The 15,683-nt window shown below is 43.2% G+C and carries 14 protein-coding genes and 1 pseudogene; 14 read left to right on the forward strand and 1 reads right to left on the reverse strand.

From position 1 onward, the window contains the following. Positions 1-295: 295 nt before the first annotated feature. From aiiA to ABGV42_RS05530, 13 genes and pseudogenes are all read left to right on the forward strand, one after another. Positions 296-1,054: a quorum-quenching N-acyl homoserine lactonase AiiA gene (gene aiiA / locus ABGV42_RS05470; RefSeq protein ID WP_347380742.1), complete on the forward strand. Its 759-nt coding sequence runs from the start codon at positions 296-298 to the stop codon at positions 1,052-1,054. A 14-nt stretch (positions 1,055-1,068) separates the two neighbouring features. After that, positions 1,069-2,391 carry an MFS transporter gene (locus tag ABGV42_RS05475; RefSeq protein WP_347380743.1) on the forward strand — a complete coding sequence of 441 codons (1,323 nt, stop codon included), beginning with the start codon at positions 1,069-1,071 and terminating at the stop codon, positions 2,389-2,391. Positions 2,392-2,436: 45 nt separating this feature from the next. Continuing rightward, positions 2,437-3,825, forward strand: coding sequence for an amidase (locus ABGV42_RS05480; RefSeq protein WP_347380744.1), 1,389 nt, complete (start codon positions 2,437-2,439; stop codon positions 3,823-3,825). A 29-nt stretch (positions 3,826-3,854) separates the two neighbouring features. Continuing rightward, positions 3,855-4,046 carry a hypothetical protein gene (locus ABGV42_RS05485; RefSeq protein WP_347380745.1) on the forward strand — a complete coding sequence of 64 codons (192 nt, stop codon included), beginning with the start codon at positions 3,855-3,857 and terminating at the stop codon, positions 4,044-4,046. Between the two features lie 154 nt (positions 4,047-4,200). Beyond that, entirely contained in the window at positions 4,201-4,818 is a 618-nt protein-coding gene (locus ABGV42_RS05490) for a TetR/AcrR family transcriptional regulator (protein ID WP_347380746.1), read from the forward strand. A gap of 102 nt (positions 4,819-4,920) precedes the next feature. Beyond that, positions 4,921-5,472: pseudogene (locus ABGV42_RS05495) on the forward strand (serine hydrolase); the annotation flags it as partial. Between the two features lie 1,592 nt (positions 5,473-7,064). Then, positions 7,065-7,334, forward strand: a complete 270-nt coding sequence (locus tag ABGV42_RS05500; RefSeq protein WP_347380747.1) for a CD3324 family protein — start codon at positions 7,065-7,067, stop codon at positions 7,332-7,334. Between the two features lie 174 nt (positions 7,335-7,508). Further along, complete coding sequence (locus ABGV42_RS05505; RefSeq protein ID WP_347380748.1) at positions 7,509-8,096, forward strand: GNAT family N-acetyltransferase; 588 nt, start codon at positions 7,509-7,511, stop codon at positions 8,094-8,096. 215 nt (positions 8,097-8,311) lie between these two features. Beyond that, positions 8,312-8,851, forward strand: a complete 540-nt coding sequence (locus ABGV42_RS05510; protein WP_110821544.1) for a GNAT family N-acetyltransferase — start codon at positions 8,312-8,314, stop codon at positions 8,849-8,851. A gap of 185 nt (positions 8,852-9,036) precedes the next feature. Beyond that, positions 9,037-9,600, forward strand: coding sequence for a GNAT family N-acetyltransferase (locus ABGV42_RS05515; RefSeq protein WP_347380749.1), 564 nt, complete (start codon positions 9,037-9,039; stop codon positions 9,598-9,600). Between the two features lie 55 nt (positions 9,601-9,655). Continuing rightward, on the forward strand, positions 9,656-10,678 hold the full coding sequence (locus tag ABGV42_RS05520; RefSeq protein WP_347380750.1) for a phosphotransferase enzyme family protein: 1,023 nt from the start codon (positions 9,656-9,658) through the stop codon (positions 10,676-10,678). Between the two features lie 135 nt (positions 10,679-10,813). Beyond that, positions 10,814-11,311, forward strand: coding sequence for a DinB family protein (locus ABGV42_RS05525; RefSeq protein ID WP_347380751.1), 498 nt, complete (start codon positions 10,814-10,816; stop codon positions 11,309-11,311). Between the two features lie 482 nt (positions 11,312-11,793). Further along, a complete protein-coding gene (locus tag ABGV42_RS05530; RefSeq protein ID WP_431523637.1) occupies positions 11,794-12,555 on the forward strand; it encodes a formylglycine-generating enzyme family protein in 762 nt (253 codons plus the stop codon). Between the two features lie 700 nt (positions 12,556-13,255). Here ABGV42_RS05530 and ABGV42_RS05535 read toward each other — a convergent pair. Beyond that, positions 13,256-14,002: a hypothetical protein gene (locus ABGV42_RS05535; RefSeq protein WP_347380753.1), complete on the reverse strand. Its 747-nt coding sequence runs from the start codon at positions 14,000-14,002 to the stop codon at positions 13,256-13,258. 541 nt (positions 14,003-14,543) lie between these two features. Between ABGV42_RS05535 and ABGV42_RS05540 the strand changes: the two genes are divergently transcribed. After that, complete coding sequence (locus tag ABGV42_RS05540) at positions 14,544-15,221, forward strand: hypothetical protein (protein ID WP_347380754.1); 678 nt, start codon at positions 14,544-14,546, stop codon at positions 15,219-15,221. The last annotated feature ends 462 nt before the right edge of the window (positions 15,222-15,683 follow it).

Here is a 15,683-nt window from a genome sequence, read left to right on the forward strand (position 1 = left end):
TTACTGGTTGCCCTTTTTTTTGCTGTTTTACGATGGGGGGAGCCGGGAGAACGAAGGGGCTTTAGAGGCTTTGGACCTTGTAACAAAAACAGTTCTCCCACGACCTCCAAAAAACCATGTTTGAGCTGGTAGGGGCGGTAGACCTCGTATAACAAGCGAAGATAAGTTTTAGGTAATTAATACTGTTATGATCGGCCTTATTTTCTGATGATGATTGACATCGGACAACTTGTCCGTTACAATAAATCCACACCGGACAAGTTGTCCGAATTTATAATATGAAGGGTGAAACTGGATGTATGTCAAGAAGCTGTATTTTTTACCTGTAGGTGAATGTTTCCTAGATCAATCGGCTGTTAATCGAACCCTTGTCCCCGGGAAGTTAGTCGGAATGCCTGTGTGGTCTTTTCTGTTGGAAACGACCAGCGGTCCGATACTCATCGATACGGGAATGCCCGACTCTTTTATCAATAATCCCGATTACTACAAGGGGACTAGACGTGAAGGGCGCGTCGTCCCCAACATGTCGGACGGCGACTCGATCGTGAATGTGTTAAAGCGTGTCGGTTATCGACCTGACGATATTCAGATGGTCATTAGCTCCCATTTACACTTGGATCATTCTGGGGGAAACGGACATTTCCGCAATACACCTATCCTTATTCAAAGGGCAGAGTATGATGCGGCCATAGGCAACGAGGATTACTCTCCATTAGAGTGCAGGCTACCCGATTTACAATATCAAATCATTGAGGGTGACCATGAATTGATTCCGGGGGTTCAAATTTTCTTCACTCCGGGTCATTCCCCTGGGCATCAATCAGTCCTCGTCACAACAGAAAAGTCGGGTCCAGTGCTTCTGACGATTGATGTTGCTTATACTCGGGATAACTTCGAGAGTAACGTACCGTTCTTGACATTCGATCAAGAGATAGCTGACAAATCGATTATTCGCATGCAGGAGTTGATTCAGGATGTTCGGCCGTCCTATGTTTTCTTGGGACACGATAGAGATCAAGCGCAAACATGCCGCACCTTTCCTGACTTCCTGTAATGGAGTAATAGGCTATGGATACTCAATCAATGGTTTTATCTGGAAATGAGCGGAAATTAATGGGGACACTTTGCTTGCTCATTATTTTCGGGAACATCAATATGACTATGTTTAACTTGGCTATACCGTCGATTTCCGCTGACTTTGCCCTGACCTCCTCGCAGGTGAGCTGGGTCATGGTCGGTTACAGCATTTTGATGGCTATCGGCGCCGGTACTTACGGCAAGTTAACGGAGTCCTTTTCCTTCCGTCAGCTGTATGTCATTGGTTTAATCCTTTTTGCTTTCGGCTCTATGATCGGTTTCTTTGCAGCTTCATACTTGCAAGTCATCATTGGGAGACTGCTGCAAGCAGCAGGGGCCTCATCCATCTCTCCCCTGTCTTATGCGGCAGTAACCCTATATTTTAAGCCTGCCGTCAAGGGACGGGTACTGGGAACGTTATCCGCCACAATTGCCTTTGCTTCCGGCTTCGGGCCTGTGTTCGGCGGTTTCGTAGAGCAATACTTTGGCTGGCGTGCTTTGTTCATCGTGTCCAGTCTAAGCCTATTTGTTATCCCTTTGGTATTCAAGTATGTTCCAAGCAAGAAACACGACCGAGGTTCATTCGATTATCTCGGAGCTGTTTTGTTCTCCGCCGGACTGGCGTTGGTATTGCTAGGGGTTACGAACTATTGGTTTATGCTCATTGCAGGAGCAGCAGTTCTTCTATGGTTCGGTATTCATATTCAGAAAAAAGAACATCCATTTATCGATGCATCTTTCATGAAAAATGTTCCTTACCGACGAATTCTAGGGATTGGATTTCTTACCTTCGTATGTAACACGGGGTTAACCTTTACTCTTCCTGTCATGATGAAGAACACCTTTCATTTACCGACTAGCAAAATCGGTCTGCTGATGCTTCCCGGTGCCGCCTGCGCAGCCTTGCTCGGATCCCGGATCGGAGGCTGGACGGATCGTTTCGGAAGCTCCCGCGTGCTTGTCATATCGCAAAGTCTCGTCATCGGCGGATTTATACTGCTGGGTGTATCCGTACATTTGCCGCCATGGATCGATGCTTTATTGATTATTATCCTTATGATTGGATTCAACGGTGTCCTCACCTCTAGCAGCAATTTAGTTTCGACGACACTCCGTTCCGCTGAGCTGGGTGTGGGGATGGGTATTTTCACACTGGCCTATCTGCTAGGCGGAGCGTTCGGTCCTGCGCTGGTCGGACGACTGATTGATCTAAAGATGCCTTTTTCTGTTGTTTATTTTACCATTGCCCTGTTGGCAATCCTGACATACTTATTTGCAAGAAAAACAAATCCTAGCGGAAGCTATGGTAATTAGTTTGGTAGACGGACGACTTGTCCAAAAGATAGGGAGGATGACGAGATGAGTAAATTAAATTCCCAACTGTCCTTTGCTGCTATTCATGAGCTGGCCGAAGGGATCCGAACAAGGGAAATATCCCCGGTAGAGATTACAGAACATGCGCTTCATCGCATCGAACGTTTGAATCCGAAACTGAACGTTTTCGTTACCCAAACGTCCGAGCTGGCGGTTGAACAAGCGAAGCAAGCGGAACGCGATATTATGCATGGTCGGTATAAAGGGCTCCTTCACGGGATTCCCATCGTTCATAAGGATCTATATTACACGAAAGGGATCCGAACAACTGCCGGTTCAAAAATATTGAACAGCTTCGTCCCCGATTACGATTCGACGGTTGCAACTAAGCTACATGAGGCTGGCACGGTTCTGCTGGGCAAAGTACAGACTCACGAGTTCGCTGCGGGATTAACAACAACTAGCCCGCACTTCGGTCCTTGCCTCAATCCGTGGAACACAGAACTTGTAACGGGAGGTTCAAGCGGCGGCTCGGCTTCTGCTTTGGCGGCTGGACTTGCTTATCTGGGCACAGGCTCGGATACTGGAGGCTCGATCCGCATACCCGCCGCCTTGTGCGGCGTCGTAGGGATGAAGCCGACGTACGGTCGGGTCAGTCGGTATGGTATCATTCCAATGGCCTGGTCACTGGACCACTCAGGTCCGTTGACCCGAAGCGTCATGGATGCGTCCCTGTGCTTGGATGTGATGTCAGGCTTCGATCCGAAGGATGAATCGACGGTCGATCTGCCTGCGCCAGGTATCAAGATGTATCCGAATGGTCTCAGGGGGGTACGTATCGGATTGCCGACAAGCTACTATTACGAGGATTTGATGCCGGAAGTGGAAGCCGCGATGAAGGCCGCTATCAATAAATTCCGAGAACTGGGAGCGGAAATCATCGAAGTCAGCCTGCCCATGATCAAACATGTTAAAAGCGCGACGATGGCCATTATGATGACGGAAATGTACTCCAACCACGAAAAGTGGCTTGAGACAGAATTAGAACAGTATGGTCCGGATGTCCGAATGTTTCTCGAAAGCAGCAGAGATATTCCGGCTTCCATTTACCTCCAGTCTCAGCGGGCCCGACAACTAATTGTCAATGATTTTTTGAATGCATTGTCCAGAATCGACATCCTGTTGACGCCGACAACACCGATCACCGCGCCGCGTGCAGATGATAATGCTAGTGTATTCAGATTGAACTCATTTACGGTTCCGACCAATTTGACCGGCTTGCCTAGCCTGAGCATGCCTTGCGGGTTCTCACCTTCCGGTCTGCCGATTAATATGCAATTGATTGGACGCCCCTTCGAAGAAGCGACAGTACTAGGTATCGGCAATACTTATGAGATGAATACCGACTGGCACATGAGACATCCGGATTTGTAAGCCTGACTAAATTTGATGGAGGGTATCCTATGGAACAGAAGCAACTTAACTCTGAAGTTAACAGGAAAGCATCGACCGAAACCGGAACAGAAACGACGAGCGACAACAAAAAAGCGTACGAGCAGTTTATTCCTACGATCGCAAGTTTGATGGAACTGGACCTAACGGGCATTGAACCGCATTTTCCTCCAATTTACAAAAAGTACTATACCAAGAAATAAAAAAAAGGTTTATCGGTCCCCCAAGTGAATGTATTTTTAATTTTCACGAAATGTATGATAATATGAATTTGACGGACAACATGTCCCATACACGAAAAACGGACATATTGTCCGTTTTTCACATTAAATAACAGTTAATTTAAGATAAAGGGAGATGTTTATAGTGAATTCAGAATCGCAATCTGCCTCTCCGAAAATTCCCAGAGAGGAGTTAAACCGAAGACGAATTTTGGCGTCAGCTAGAGAACTTTTCATCAAAAACGGTGTTGACAATGTCAATATGCATCAGATTGCGAAGACTGCTGGAGTAGGTCAAGCAAGCCTATACCGCCGCTACTCGGATAAGGGCGACATCTGTCTGGAGATCGCGTGTGAAGAGTACCAACCCTTGTTTGATGAAGTTCAAGCATTTCTTGATCAATCCCCAGAAACCGCTGCCTTGGACCGGCTTTACCATGTAATAGTAAGATATGTTTCTTTTTTAGAGACAAAAGTTCCTTGGCTCTGTGAGGTGGGTCGGGCCTCAACCGGGCATCGTCCGTTACAATCTCCGTTATGTCAATGGATGCGCAATATAAGCATAAATCTGCTAAATGAGGCCGTTGAACAGGGAGACGTATCCGGGGTGGACATTCCATATACCATTGAAGCCTTGCTGGCCGTGCTTCACAATATCGATTACCATCTCCAAGATGAAGGCTTTACGAGCCAACGAGTTCTTGATGGATTACAACGCATATTTATTGAAGGTTTAAAAGCTCATAGACGTTAATTGAGGGGCTGGCCCAAAGCCACATAACCTTGATGAGGGATAGTCCTGCCGAGACATTCAGTCTCCGCACTAGAACTTATTTTGTTAATGTGATTGCTAGCGGGGGGGATTCATTCCACAGCAGAAGATATGGTACGATTCTCGCAAATATTTATGGGACAGACAAACAATATTCTTTCAGACAAGTCGGTTCGGGCGATGGAACAGGAGGAATACAAGAAAGGCATTTGGCCAGAGCTTCCTGAGAAAAATATGGCACCTGCTGTGTTAACTTCCGGCGGTAATAGTGGAACAAATCAACTGTTGGCAAGCGAATTGTTGCTGCTAGCACTCAAGGAAAAGGACGAAATCAAGAGCTTCAAGCCGGACAAATCATTTGCTAAGCCCGTAAAGACTAGGGTACCGCAAGCTGTAATGAAGCAAGCAGGCTATTACGCCAGCAGTGATTCACAGTTCCGAGAGCGAGGACGGAGAGCTGACCATTCCTGTCGATAAGGAGACGAACACTTCGGATGAAGCTTTATCAACGAGAATGGAACCTCCGAGGTCAAATTCGTCACCGAGAAGAATGGACGCACATATTTGTGGAAAAGAAGCTATGAGTCGTTGCCGGGATTGGGGCAGCTAGCTGCGTCAGAATTGACACATCATATATGTCTAATGACACGCCCCCATTACGGAAAGTACTAAAGCCTGATTCTCTGGGCTTTTTTTTATTTTATGGGGTTTGATTTGTGTCATTAAAAAATGCACAAATGTGACCCCATTGTAGGATTTTGACGCAAATGTGGAGACATTTTGGAGAAGAAAGATACGGATAAATCCCTGAAGTGCACGATTTAAAGTGCATACCGTGAACGTTGGACCAGTGCAGCAGTATGATTGACAGCCATGTGTGTATAAATTGCTGAAAACTCTTTAATCCTCGATACGCTGCTCTCTAGCGGCAAGATCATTGTCACTAATTTCCTAGTAGCATTTAATCAGGTATAAACGGTGTCGAGTGACAACAAAATATACAGATTGTCGAAAAGAGCCATGAATATAAGCCGATTATCGTTCTTTTTATATTAAGAATTCTATTCTATAACCATAATCAGATGAATCACACACGATAACCCCGGTCAAATGGAATCCGGATGTCGAGATACGTAACAATCATTTTTCCAGAATTCCAACCCGCGGCATCCTTGCGACCAGTTCCGGAAAGGCCCTAATTGAAGATAATCAGTTCGAACGTACCGTTATGAGCGGGATCCTGATTGCGAATGACGCGTGTAGCTGATTTGAATCAGGGAGGGTGAATGATGTTATCATTCGTAGAAACCGATTTATCGAATGCGGGGGGCAGAGAGCATCCCGAGCTTTATATTGTCGCGGGACAAGAACATTGTTCCATTCAAAGTCGCTATTATAGCGGCTTTTTTGTTTTAAGGAACCAAGTTCTTGTCCCAAGCTGAGGACAAGAACAATGTGTCATTTCGGATTAGGTAATTATCTAAATAGTATCATGATGGATATCATGTGGCGAAAAAAAAAGCACATGAATTTAAAAATTCGCATGCGTAACGATTTTTTTGTATCCGGACTTAGGTTTTTTTTAAAGTCCATAACCGCGAGAGATATCAAGATCATCTTTGAAGAATGGAAGGGCGGGAATCTCCAGTCAGAGTATCTATGTAGAGGCATCGAGCAGGCCTTTGGAATTTTGGGTTTTATCTATACTTCGAAAGAATTTCGGGAGTCTGCCATTCTAAAAGTAGCAAATTCCGCCATCCCAATCACACAATTCTTGTATTCGTGTTCCTTTCGCTTCGTTTTTGGTTAGATAAGGGTATTGGTTGGATAATTTAAGGATTGGAAGGGAAAAGGAATTTGGTTTCATTCATCGGCCTCTAGTCAATTAAATTATTTATCTGTTTTATTAAGCTAACGGGCAGTTTAGTTTAATGGTTTAATCCTTTCTTCAGAAGGAATTCATCATGGTGATGAAGAAATAATTATATAAGTAAATATCATCAGAGAGAGGGATATCGCTATGAAGTGTGTTAGTGAATCTATGCTTTGTGAAAATTTACCGATGCAAGGTTTCGAGACTTGCTCCATGCAAAGTCTATATGACATTAACGCGGTTGTTTGCATGGAGCTTATTATTCTTACCGTATAACAAGGAATTAACGGCAAGAAACCGTTTCTCATGTAGGCTTTGCAACTTACCATCGATATTAGATGAAGGGGCGAAGCTGATGAAATATGTTTCAGCAAGTGAGGTTTTACCAGAAAATTTACTTCGTGAAATACAAAATTATATACAAGGCAAGACTTTATATATCCCCGCACCCAAAGGATGTAGAAAAAAGTGGGGACATGATTCAGGGCAACGTGAATTTCTTTTGAACCGGAATGCAGAAATTCGGAAGCTTTTCAGGCAGGGTATGAATGTGGATCAACTCGCGAGTTCCTACTGTCTATCCCATGACAGCATTAAGAAGATTGTTTATAAAACGCAGGCATAACAAAAGGCTCATGTTGGATAAAACCAACACGGGCCTTTTGTTTTATGTAAAAAATGAATAGATAAATACTCTGCCTATAAAGGATGCGATATTCACCTTATACTGATGCTAGACAAGAATTATGGTATCAGTGATATCGTTGATTGAGAGTATCGGAATCGGAGGAGTTGCAAAATGGATTGCGTTAATCATGAAGTAAATAAGTTAAATGTTACCGCTAGACTATGCGGTATGGAGGAGAAGTTCATTATCAATAATATTTATCCTCTTTATCTGCATGATTTGTCTGAAGTATGGGAACGCAAGACCAATCGTTATGGGGTGTTTGAGAATGATGATACCCGAACTTTGATTGAACAGAATCGCGTGTTTGATATTTGGTGGGAACACCCGAACGTATTATTCCCTTATCTTATCACAGTGGATGATATACCTGCGGGGCTTGCTTTTGTGGCTACTTCCCCTTTCATACCATGTCCTCACTATATCGATTATTACATGAATGAGTTCTTTCTATTACGTAATTATCGAGGAAAGGGTGTTGGAGAAGAAGCGGTGCGACAGATTATTGGAAAGATGCCAGGGCAATGGGAAGTGCAAACAAATCCCACCGAACGAAACGAACGTGCGAAACGTTTCTGGCGTAGAACACTTAACACATGTATCAACGGGAAATACTCCGAAGAACTTGGTCATCATCCTGATGTTGGAGAAATGCTAGTCTTTCGCTTCAGCACGAGTTCTGAAAAAGTGAGTAATTAGAGAGGTTGTTCCTTATTCATAGGTTTTGTAATAAACAAGGTTATCCGATATTCGTTGAACTACATAGCACGGAGCAACTTGCCAGTTAGCAGCTGCTCCCTTTTATTATGCAAACCGGCAGTATTGTTTAGCTATAATGAATATTTCTATTGCGATATCACAATATGTTGCGTAAAATTTCGAGAAAATCCATACCCCATTAAAGGAGAAGTGCAATGAAAGTTGACGTACAATTAACGGACAAAAATAATGCATATGTGATTAAAAACCTGCTACCGTTGTACCTATATGACCTATCCGGCCATTATGACAGACTTCCAAATGCACATGGGATCTATGAGGAGAATGACGACTGCAGAACATTAAGTGAGCAGTATGAGGTTCAAAATATTTGGTGGGAGAAGCCGCCTGGCATCCTATTTCCCTATTTAATTTCGGCAAATGGGATACCAGCGGGGTTTATTCGAGTAGCGACCCCTCCGTACTGTAATAAAGGAATTGATTATTTTGTAAATGATTTCTTTTTAATCCAATCGTTAAGAGGTCAAGGGATTGCTGAACTGGCGGCAACTATGGTGTTTCAACAATTCAGAGGGAATTGGGAGCTGTTTACTAACCCTTCAGCCAAAAACGTTGTTGGACAAAGGTTTTGGAGAAAAACGGTTTCTAAATATACGAATGGCAATTACATGGAGGAATTCGGGGAAACCTTCGATGGACATAAACTTATTTTCCGCTTTAATAATCTTGCATGAGTCGGATGTATTGTTGGTGCTTGGGCTGGAGCTTATCAATTTACCTGATAAGGTGCTTTTGTACTACACAAGCTCGTTGCTGGACGATTACAGCAACAAAGCCGCTATTTCGCTAACGGGAGTTTAATTAAGTAGATTTCCTCTGAGAGTGAGTGGTGCACTTTGGTAATAAGGGTGAGAAAAGAATGGCTACAAACATTTGGACAGGCACAATAGTTAGATTGCGCCCTGTGATAACATCAGATTGGAAGGAATTCCATGAAAATGATCAAGATTCGGAAGGTGCAAGACTATCCGATTCTATTTATTTTCCGAGGTCCGAGGATGGGACAAAGGATTGGGCGGAACGCACAGTCTCCAATGCGTCAAAAGGTGATAATGTATTTCTTGCAATTGAAACACTCGAAGGAACTCTCGTTGGCAGTATCACCGCAAGCAGTTGTGATACACGTAATGGCACCTTTAAATACGGGGTAGCTCTATTTCGTAAACATTGGCGAAAAGGGTATGCTTCCGAGGCTATAAGGATATTGCTCCGTTATTACTTTGAGGAATTACGTTATTGTAAGGCAAACGCATATGTGTATTCCTTCAATGATGGGTCACGTGCTTGGCAGGAGCATCTTGGATTTGTCCAAGGAGGGATACTCAGAGAAATGATTTTTACCAAGGGGAAGCATTACGATGAGTATGTTTATGGACAAACAACGCGATTACCCTACATATGGAATTGTTTACGAAGTTCGTGAATAAGATGTTATCAGAAATTGGGGCGAGAATATTAAAGACAGGGAAGGTGAAGTCTTGAAACCTTTTTTCCACTTTGATACAGACGAAACAAGACAAAGTTTGCTCTCACGAGCAAGAAATGTTGCTCTATGGGCAATTCGAGAGTATGAAATTGAATGGAATTGTATTCGTTTTATTCAATTGTCAGGTACCATTACATACAAAATAGAGACCAATACAACGGGTAATTATTTACTTCGCATTCATTCAGAAAGAGTAAACAAAGAAGAGATCATTTCTGAACTTATTTTTCTTAATGAATTAAGGAAAATAGGTGACTTAGTACCTGAAGGGATTATGAGTCGCAATGGCTCTTATGTTTTGGAATGTGAAACAGAGGATGGGTATCGGAAACCTTGTGTCACAATAATGAAATGGGTCGAGGGAGAGCGTTGGAGTGGAGAGTTCACAGATAGTCATGTGTTCAGCATTGGCGTTATGATGGGGAAAATGCATGAAACTTCAGCAAGTTTAGATGCATCACATAATTTTGTTCGACCTCATTGGGGGATTTCTAGTTTCAGGGAAGAAATAACCAAATTAGAGCGTTATTATCCACGATTTCTATCGGGCGGATCATGGATGCTATATCAAAAAGCCATAGATAAGATCATTGATCAATTGGCCAGCATGCAACGAGATGTTCGAAATTACGGTCTAATTCATGCGGATTTGCATTCCGGAAACGTTGTATTCAACAACGGACTCCCATACCCAATTGATTTTGGAAGATGCGGGTTTGGATACTATTTGTATGATATGGCAGCTGCATTGTTGGAGCTTTATCCTAAACATCGATGGTTACTTATTCAAGGATATGAGAGCGTAGTCAAACTTGGCAAGGATTACATTCGCGACCTAGAATGTTTTTTCATCATGTTTATGATTGAAAACTATTGTCATCACTCGTCTGATACTAGAGAAATACCTAGTTTAATCGAGGAACAAAAATATGCTCTGGCCTATATTACAGAATACATAAATGACAGGTCATTCTTATTCAAAGTGATAGAACCTATAGAACCTGAAAAAATATAGTTTTTTAGCGAACTTGAATAGGGCTGGTGGTTAGTAACAACGACTGCCGTTTTCTTAACTAATGGGCAGATTACTTACAATATATGCTAGTATATATTGAGTACATTTTAAATAAAAGAGAGACGAGGAGAATCGATGGTGAAACAACTGATCGTCGGAGACGCCGTGCATGAGCTGACCACTACGCGCCGCATCCTGGAGCGCTTGCCTGAAGAGCATATGACGTGGAAACCACACGTGAAATCGATGACGTTGGGCGGACTGGCCACGCACCTGATCAACCTGCTGAACTGGCAAATGGCGATTTTTCTTTACCCTGAATTTAATCTTTCGACCGTTCCGCTTCCGCGGGAACCCTTGGAAACACGCGAAGACGTGCTGGAGGAATTCGACGCGAACGTCTTCAAGCTTAAAAAGCTGTTAGCCGAATGCGACGAGAATATGCTCGGCGAGGAATGGACCTTGCGGAATGGTGACCATATCATCCTGCGCCAACCGCGGGCGATCGCGCTTCGCACCTTCGGATTTAGCCACATGATTCACCACCGGGCGCAGCTCGGAGTTTATTTGCGGCTTCTCGACATTCCATTACCAGGCCTCTACGGTCCCACGGCCGATGAGGAAGGCAAATGAACTAAGACGCACCGACGTTAAGCTAACGGGAAACTATAGTATAACAAAACAAACTAAACTCCAGATCAATATGATACGCACACAAACCGTTGTTCCTTCAAAAAATCCGACTTTTACTTCTGTGGTTCGATTCCATTTATGGAGTCTATATATCGTATCGGATCTTAACAGAATGGGAATAAAACAGGATAACAATTACGAAGTATTTAGTCCTCTGGCAATGTTAGACAGAACAAAACATATTTACTTTGAAAGTCGCAGTTGCGGCTATTTTTATGCATTGATTTTTTATCCCACATCAAGGAGAAAAGGTATGGAAATAAGTGATTGCTTCTCATTGAGCAGGATAGTGAATTTGCATGGGAGAATGTTTATGTGAGGCGGACACGAGATCATCTTTCTTGAGGGACTTAAATATGAGCAGCGAAAGGGATTTCATCAGCTAACTAAGTAAATCTAGGGAATATGGAGAGGTGGGAATGATGAATAATCCAAAGTACAAAAGTGACAAAGAACGATTTCAACAAGAATTAATTAATTTGATGGTGCCGGTTAAGGGAGGAACCATTGAATTACGTGATTATTTTAATACGGATAAATGGCTTAGTTCGGATTACACGTTATCAAACCCTGGAAGTGTTAAGAATTCAGTCACATGGACTGAAACGATTGAACCATTCTATGTAATGAAATATCCGATAACAAAGCAATTGTATCATTTAATCATGCACAAAGAAGAAGAGATAATTCTAAATTACTCGCCAATGACGGATGTTTCGTGGAAAGATTCAATCAATTTTTGTAACGAATTGTCTAGAGTGCTTGGTAGGACTGAATGCTATACAATCACGAATGAAAGTGAGAAGACAAGATATAACAAAACAGCGAATGGCTTTCGTTTATTAACTGACGCTGAGTGGCAGTATGCGTGCAAAGCGGGAACCACGGGATATCGTTATGCGAAAATTGATCAAATTGCATGGTATCAAGAGAACTCCCATGGAGCAGTTCATCCAGTAGGACAACTGCTTCCTAATCCATGGGGGATCTTCGATATGATCGGAAACGTTTGGGAATGGTGCTGGGACCTATATGATACGGAGCGATATGGGAACTATAGAGTTTTCCGAGGAGGGAGTTGGGCAGAAGTGGAGAATAACTGTGGTTCTACGAGCAGAAGAAAAAGCATGCCCGATTTCAAGATAGATGATCTTGGTTTTAGGATTGCACTTACGAAACTTTAAGTACTCGAGATCAGCTATCTCAATATTGACAAAAATCAATTTAAGCTAGCGGGAAAAGTTATCTTAACACTTTGAAGAAAGCAACTGACCCATGTGTGAAATGCACCCCAATTGTTAGACAACATCTAACAAATTGGGGTGTGCTCAAGTGGTCGGCTGCTTTGTCAACTAACGGGCAGGTTAGCTTAATAGGAAAGTGCTGGGTGTGTGAGCTGCGCCGGCGGGCGCTATGGAGCTGCGTGGATCTCGTCCGGATCGGACGCGTGCCGGTCGCCTGGGCTTCCGCTTGTGGGCGCTCCTAGGCGTGCTTGGCCGCTCGGTACTTCCGGAGACGGACAAAGGACGGCCTGGGCCGTCTACGAAAAATTGCTCAATCATATGTGTATTCATATTAGTATTGCCCCTTTATATAGTCTACGCGTGACACGTGAAAATCTTCTCCAGAATCTAACTCGGTCCGCCAACCTGCGCTTATCTGGAATACTGTTATTTTCCCTCCGGACGCCCTGCGAAAGAACCGCTGCTCCGTGCTGAAGCACCCCACAGGAGATCAAAAAAAAGCAGAGATTCTTCAATAGTTGAGAATCTCTGTCCTGCTTCTTTTAAATGACGAAACAATTAATAAAGAACGAATCAGCTGCTTTTGTTACTCCTCGGCCTGATAAGGAGCCTCTCTATACACGTCAAACTCCGCCAATATCTAGTTATAGCCGTCCACAACTTCGCCTTCATCTACCCTTCCGGAAGCAACTATGCATGAGGCAGAGGCCCGGCATATCTGATAGAGATTGTTCTCTTCATCTTCTTTTCTGATTTGCTCAATAAGCTCAAATTCATCAGGACTCATGTAGTAGAAAGCGATAATTACATCCTCTATCCCTTTTTGCAGCAAGCTTCTCTGGATTAAGTCAATGTTTTTTGCCTCAGCCATTTTATCTATGCTCTTCGTTTGCTTCACATATACGTCTACAAGAGCAGAGTAATCATAATCCCCGGTTAATGTAGCGGGAGTGTATTTAGTTTCCGGCATATTTCCCCAGGCCCTATTATCATATCCGGCGTCGATTTTAATGTCCCTGCCCAAAATGGGAGATATGAGCTCCGATAATTCGCTTTTCGATTTCCCTGCCATAAGGTGATTTATGTAGTCATCCTCAATGATGCCCTTTTCTTCCCAATACTCTACCTTAAACGTTTCTTCGGGCGCATCTACCGGATAAGCCTGTGTTTCAAAGCCCACTATATCTCCAGTGAGTTCTCCCGGAACGTGTATAAAGAAATCATCGGCTGTTTCCACTGCAAAGTCCTTTTCATACTTTTCCGCAAGGTGTTTTTCAATCTTCGCGGTTGCTGCTTTTTTTTCTGATGTCGAATGTCTGTCACAGGCTGTTAATGCTACTGTTAATATCAATGTGATTACAGCCAGAAACCAAATCCTCCGGTTCAAAACCATCCCTCCGCGTATTCGTTATCCGATGTGCTCAAAAATACAGTCAAGTTATAAGGTCTATTTTTTTACCATTATATACTACATCCGTAATGACTTCACAGCACTCAGTAACCTATAATTATAGTCGCAGACAAATAGGTTAACGTCATTCAGGAATTTATAATCCGGACATCACTCTTAGCCTGTAAAAGGAGTACACTAGTGGGCCGTCCTGGGTGTGAGCTGTGCCGGTGGGCGCTATGAAGCTGCGCGGATCTCGTCCGGATCGGAGAGAGCAGCGGCGTGCCGGTCGCCTGGGCTTCAGCTGTTCTGTGAAAATAAATTGTTAGACTGGCAGCCGGCATTAGTCAACGGCCAGGATAACGGAACCATTAAATGGACTTATTTTTCTCTTGTGATACAATATATTCCAGAAATATCTTCGTGGGTTAATGAAAAGCGCTGATGAACTAATAAGAGACCAGCACAAAAAAGTGGTAGTTTTATGGATATGCAATAGTCACCGAATGGAACTTGGTACTAAAAGGAGGCAGGACACATGCTAGAAGAACAGGAAATATTCGCGGACGAAGGATATAACAGGTCGTACGCAATTGCTACGGGTATGCCGATTTTGAATCTTAGGGGCAGCATACCGCGTGAAGGTAACTGCCAACTACCGTTTCCGTGGGTGACAACGGGCATCAGGATTGATAAAGAACAGATGTTGGAAACCGTTATGAAGCAAAAGACACTCGAGTATCTGTTTAATATGCAATTCAGTAAGGAGGAGATGACCGACCGCAAATTGGTTGTAGGCTGTTATGAATATAGGAATCCGAATGACAAGGAACAAATATTGCTATATGCGCTGGTTTCGTTGAAGGAATTTCTCGCGAGATACGGCGATGAACGGGCATCGGAGATTCTGATACGAGTTGGCTGCACATATGAGAAGATTATGGAGGAATGCGATGAAGCCATTAAAGAACACTTTGCAGTGTTGCGCCGGTCACTTCATTTAAAGAATTTGAGGGACCAATATGATGTCGTTTACGAGTGGAGTGAAGAGGAAGGGGTAAAGACGTACATAATCAGATACACCAAATCGAGTTATACGAAGATTAAAGCTAAATCATTCGAAGAGTTGACCAAACTCTATGATGAGCAACGGAAGAAGGATGCAAAGAAGACGTTCGCGATTCTGGAACCGTTAGAATCATTTATGCAAGCCTAAGAAAACCGCCCCTTTACGGGGCGGTTATTCAACATTTCATCGAAAGAAGTTTCGAGATTCTGAACTGAAATTAGTCATAAAAAAACTGCACCTCCAATTGGTAGTTGTGTCTAACAATTGGGGTGCAGTTCAAGTCGGGAGTGGTTTTTTTGTTTGTATAATGATGTATTTACTTAGCATTTGAATGAATTCATCACGGTGAAAGGCGTCACAAGTCATTAAGCTAACGGGAAACGTTAGCTCAATCAAAATCATCTTGGAGCAGTTTGCTGCGTTGGCTCTGCTCCATTTTTACATTCTTTTTTTTGTTTACTTAGAATCTATATCTGCCTAGTACTGTAAGTAAGTAGTTGAGCAAACCACAAGCCTGAAAGGTTGAATACATATTTATTTTACTTTTTCGTGGCCTTCTGACTGTCTCTGGTGTCTAATTCAATGTAAATCAAGAGGAGGTTCTTTACC

The sequence above is a fragment of the Paenibacillus pabuli genome, assembly GCF_039831995.1.
Lineage (GTDB): Bacteria > Bacillota > Bacilli > Paenibacillales > Paenibacillaceae > Paenibacillus > Paenibacillus pabuli_C.

What these genes read in the sequence shown, in the direction of transcription:
- ABGV42_RS05530 (WP_431523637.1), top strand. Translation starts at nt 11,794, where the DNA reads ATGAATAATCCAAAGTACAAAAGTGACAAAGAACGATTTCAACAAGAA.
- ABGV42_RS05485 (WP_347380745.1), top strand. Translation starts at nt 3,855, where the DNA reads ATGGAACAGAAGCAACTTAACTCTGAAGTTAACAGGAAAGCATCGACC.
- ABGV42_RS05525 (WP_347380751.1), top strand. Translation starts at nt 10,814, where the DNA reads ATGGTGAAACAACTGATCGTCGGAGACGCCGTGCATGAGCTGACCACT.
- ABGV42_RS05510 (WP_110821544.1), top strand. Translation starts at nt 8,312, where the DNA reads ATGAAAGTTGACGTACAATTAACGGACAAAAATAATGCATATGTGATT.
- ABGV42_RS05475 (WP_347380743.1), top strand. Translation starts at nt 1,069, where the DNA reads ATGGATACTCAATCAATGGTTTTATCTGGAAATGAGCGGAAATTAATG.
- ABGV42_RS05515 (WP_347380749.1), top strand. Translation starts at nt 9,037, where the DNA reads ATGGCTACAAACATTTGGACAGGCACAATAGTTAGATTGCGCCCTGTG.
- ABGV42_RS05500 (WP_347380747.1), top strand. Translation starts at nt 7,065, where the DNA reads ATGAAATATGTTTCAGCAAGTGAGGTTTTACCAGAAAATTTACTTCGT.
- ABGV42_RS05480 (WP_347380744.1), top strand. Translation starts at nt 2,437, where the DNA reads ATGAGTAAATTAAATTCCCAACTGTCCTTTGCTGCTATTCATGAGCTG.
- ABGV42_RS05490 (WP_347380746.1), top strand. Translation starts at nt 4,201, where the DNA reads ATGTTTATAGTGAATTCAGAATCGCAATCTGCCTCTCCGAAAATTCCC.
- ABGV42_RS05540 (WP_347380754.1), top strand. Translation starts at nt 14,544, where the DNA reads ATGCTAGAAGAACAGGAAATATTCGCGGACGAAGGATATAACAGGTCG.
- ABGV42_RS05505 (WP_347380748.1), top strand. Translation starts at nt 7,509, where the DNA reads ATGGATTGCGTTAATCATGAAGTAAATAAGTTAAATGTTACCGCTAGA.
- aiiA (WP_347380742.1), top strand. Translation starts at nt 296, where the DNA reads ATGTATGTCAAGAAGCTGTATTTTTTACCTGTAGGTGAATGTTTCCTA.